This is a genomic window from Mesorhizobium sp. M2C.T.Ca.TU.002.02.1.1 (assembly GCF_003997225.1).
This window is the reverse complement of the sequence record NZ_RZTO01000900.1, coordinates 1-2,349: the sequence shown is the minus strand read 5'-3', so window position 1 is coordinate 2,349 and position 2,349 is coordinate 1. Positions and strand designations below refer to the sequence as shown.

The 2,349-nt window shown below is 63.5% G+C and carries 3 protein-coding genes and 1 pseudogene; all 4 read right to left on the bottom strand.

Features of this window, described 5'->3' with window-relative positions:
* Nucleotides 1–574: CarD family transcriptional regulator (locus EOD07_RS31165; RefSeq protein WP_164772721.1), on the bottom strand; the 574-nt coding region annotated here is incomplete at its 3' end.
* A gap of 375 nt (nucleotides 575–949) precedes the next feature.
* Nucleotides 950–1,288 (bottom strand): ferredoxin FdxA, encoded by a 339-nt coding sequence (fdxA, locus tag EOD07_RS31160; RefSeq protein WP_073984918.1) that lies wholly within the window; start codon nucleotides 1,286–1,288, stop codon nucleotides 950–952.
* Between the two features lie 151 nt (nucleotides 1,289–1,439).
* Nucleotides 1,440–1,826, bottom strand: a complete 387-nt coding sequence (locus tag EOD07_RS31155) for an RNA-binding S4 domain-containing protein (RefSeq protein ID WP_127238017.1) — start codon at nucleotides 1,824–1,826, stop codon at nucleotides 1,440–1,442.
* Nucleotides 1,827–1,977: 151 nt separating this feature from the next.
* A pseudogene (locus EOD07_RS31150) lies at nucleotides 1,978–2,349 on the bottom strand (helicase); the annotation flags it as partial.

Genomic DNA, 2,349 nt, shown 5'->3' with positions numbered 1-2,349 from the left:
CTTCTTCCTGCTCGGCTTCCTCGTTGTCGGCCTTGGCGCCGCGCTTCGGACCCTTGTTGAGGTTGACCTCGATGAGGCGCACCGCCTCGGTCTCCGACATGCGGTTCACCGCGGCGATCTCGCGAGCCATGCGGTCGAGCGCGGCTTCGTAGAGCTGACGCTCGGAATAGGACTGCTCCGGCTGGTTGTCCGCGCGGTAGAGGTCGCGCACCACTTCCGAGATCGAGATCAGGTCGCCGGAATTGATCTTGGCGTCATATTCCTGGGCGCGGCGCGACCACATGGTGCGCTTGATACGGGCGCGGCCCTGCACGACCTTCAGCGCGCGGTCGACATAGTCCTCTTCCGACAGCTTGCGCATGCCGATCGAGGTCGCCTTGGCGACCGGAACCTTGAGCCGCATCTTGTCCTTCTGGAAATCGATGACGAACAGTTCCAGCTTGTGGCCTGCCACTTCCTGCTCGTCGATCGCCACGATCTGGCCAACACCATGCGCCGGATAGACGATGAACTCGCCGGTCTTGAAACCGTGACGCGCTGCGCTGGACTTCTTCTGCGGGGTGATCGTTGCCATTACGCCCTGAACTCCTTAGTTGTAGCGCCGGCATGGCGGCGCCGGCTGAAACCCACGCGATCGGCGACAGCCGACCGTTAGCCGCGCAACGGGATGAGCCCACCGGAAAAGCAGGGACCGGCATATCGCACGAATGCGAGCGCGTGCCCCAGATCGCTCTGGTCCGGATCTAAAAGCTCACCTTTCAGTGATTTGGGGCGTTAGCGCCATAAATCGACGTCGTGTCACCGGCATGTTTCGCTTATGTAACACAAAAAGTCGGAAGAATCAAGGTTTTGCTGCGTTCGCTAACGCCAAACGAGGTCGCTGCCTGTCAAGACAGTAATTGTATCGGTCCCGTTACGTCGCGTCAGGCCGGTGTTGCCGGCCGCTCCATCAATCGCCCTCGCCGGGCTCCGCCGAGAAATATTTCTCGAACTTTCCAGGCTCGCCGTCAAAGGTCTTGGCGTCCGCCGGCGGCTCTTTCTTGGCGGTGATGTTCGGCCATTTCTCGGCATATTCCGAGTTGATCTGCAACCATTTGTCGAGACCGCCCTCGGTGTCCGGCTTGATCGCGTCGGCCGGGCATTCGGGCTCGCACACGCCGCAGTCGATGCACTCGTCGGGGTGGATGACGAGCATGTTCTCGCCCTCGTAGAAACAGTCGACCGGACAGACCTCGATGCAGTCCATGTATTTGCATTTGATGCAATTGTCGGTCACGACATAGGTCATTGCAGGCTCCGGAACGTCCCGATTTGCTCGGCTTTTTCAGGTTGAGGTAACGCCTTTGCCGGCTGCTTGCAAGGGCGGGGCATTCGGGCGCTGTCGGCATCGGGAAAAGGAATTCCAACGGTCCCGCCGCTGGCGGTACGGTCGACCTTATTCAGTCATCGCCGAGCAGGCGGTCGGTCTGCCGCCGCTCGCGTTTGGTCGGGCGGCCGCTGCCGGCCTCGCGCAGTGCCGGAATGGCGTCCGGAACCGCTCCGCCTTTGGGCGTCGGCGCCGGCGACATGTCCTCGTAGAGCAGCCGCGCCTCGTCGGCCGGGCCGCGCCGCGTGCCGCAATTGACCACCTTCCAGACCAGGATGCGGCCCTCGAGCGTGATGGTCAGCACGTCGCCGGGCTTGACCAGATCCGAGGCCTGCGCTGCTTTGTCGCGATTGATGCGCACGCGTCCGGCGACGACGATTTTCGCCGCCAGCGAGCGCGATTTCACCGCGCGCGAGAAGAACAGCCATTTGTCGACGCGCTGGCGGCCTTCTCCGACCATCGGGGCTAGCTTTGTTGGAGCATGATCTCGCCCGAAAACCGGTTCCCACTTTTCGCTGACGCGGTCCTTCGGTTCGAGATCATGCTGTCTCTTCGTTGGAGCATGATCTCGCCCGAAAACCGCTTCCCACTTTTCGGGATCATGCTCGCGCCTATTTCTTCAGCTGGTCGCGCAAGGCGGCGAGCTTGGCGAAAGGCGAATCCGGGTCGAAGCGCTGCGGGCGTTCCTCGCGCGGCTTGCTCTGGAAGGCCGGCTTGCCGCCAGAAGCGTTGCCCTTGCCGTCCTGCCTGTTGCCTTTCCAGTCGGGCCGGCCGTCGCGGCGGCCTCCTTCGGGGCGCTCGCCTTGCGGCCTGCCTTCGCGCCGATCGCCTGTCTCCGGCCTCGGCTTGAACTTCGATCGGTCGAAGCGCGGCTTGCCGGTGCCGTCGCGGCGGCCTTCATGCGCCGGCTTGTCGCCGGGCATGCCGCCGGCGCCTGCCTCGCGTGAGGGCTGGCCGCCACGCGGGCGATTGTCGCGGCGGTT

Coding starts and splice junctions, on each gene's coding strand:
- fdxA (WP_073984918.1), bottom strand. CDS start 1,288: ATGACCTATGTCGTGACCGACAATTGCATCAAATGCAAATACATGGAC.
- EOD07_RS31155 (WP_127238017.1), bottom strand. CDS start 1,826: ATGGTCGGAGAAGGCCGCCAGCGCGTCGACAAATGGCTGTTCTTCTCG.